The organism is Mesorhizobium sp. B1-1-5, assembly GCF_006443065.1.
Classification (GTDB): domain Bacteria; phylum Pseudomonadota; class Alphaproteobacteria; order Rhizobiales; family Rhizobiaceae; genus Mesorhizobium.
The window spans coordinates 1-1,100 of the sequence record NZ_VFWS01000592.1; the positions used below are offsets into that span (position 1 = coordinate 1).

1 protein-coding gene is annotated in these 1,100 nt (G+C 66.0%); it reads left to right on the forward strand.

Annotated features, from left to right (window positions below):
* Positions 1 to 1,026 (forward strand): agmatinase family protein (locus FJ980_RS33580; protein ID WP_210243789.1); only part of this gene is annotated, 1,026 nt, incomplete at its 5' end.
* Between the last annotated feature and the right edge of the window lie 74 nt (positions 1,027 to 1,100).

The following is a 1,100-nucleotide window of genomic DNA, read 5'->3' on the forward strand; positions in this document are numbered from 1 at the left end:
ACGGAGGACCGTACCATGAGCGAAGGTTTGAGCCCGGCAGGTGTTCCCCGCATGTATGGCGACGTGCCACCCTTCATGGCATTTCCCTATGTGCGCGATCTGGCAGGTCTTTCCGCCGACGCTGTGGTGGTGGGCATGCCCTATGACGGCATCGCCACCTTTCGCGGCGGCGCGACCCGCCGCGCCCCGCAGGAAATCCGCAAATACTCGCTTCTTTATGGCAGCTACAGCTTCGACTGGGACCTCGACATGCTGGCCCATATCACCGTCGCCGATGCCGGCGACATCGATGTAGTTCCGGGCGACAATGCCGCCAGCTACGCCCGCCTCGAAGCGCGGCTTGCCGCGGTGCTGGTCCACGGGGCGGTGCCGCTGACCATCGGCGGCGATCACGGCATCAGCTATCCGGCGGTACGCGCGGTCTCCGACGCCGGCGACACCCCGGTCGGGCTCATCGTCTTCGACACCCATCTCGATCTCAGCGAATCCTTCGGTGGCGACCGCCTCACCCGCGCCTCGCCCCTGCTGCGCATTGCCGAACTCGACAAGGTGGCCCCCCGCCGCATCGTTGTCATCGGCGCGCGCGGCCCCCGCAACCTGCTCGAATGGACCCCGCTCTACCGCAAGCTCGGCATCACCGTGTTTTCCATGGAGGAAGTCGAGCGCCTCGGCATCGAAACGGTTGCCGAACGCGCACGCGCCATCGCCAGTGCCGACGGCGCGCGCCTCTATATCAGCCTCGACATCGACGGCGTCGATCCAGCCTTTGCCCCGGCAACCAACAGCCCCGAACCAGGCGGCCTTACCTCGCGCGAGATCATTCGCGGCGTAAGGATAGTGGCCCGCGACGGCTTTGCTGGGTTCGACCTCGTGGAGGTATCGCCGGATTTCGATGCTTCCAGCGGCACCACCAGCATCCTGGCCGGCCGGCTGCTGGCCGAGGCCCTGTTCTGCCTCGCGGCCAAGCGCGCCGGCAAGCAGAACGCCTGGCGCGACGCCCACAGGTCCGACTTCCAACAGAAATAGCACCACCTTCGGAGTGCGCCTCGCGGTCAAGCGACCCGATGCGCCAACAGGACAGAAGACCATGAGCATTACAA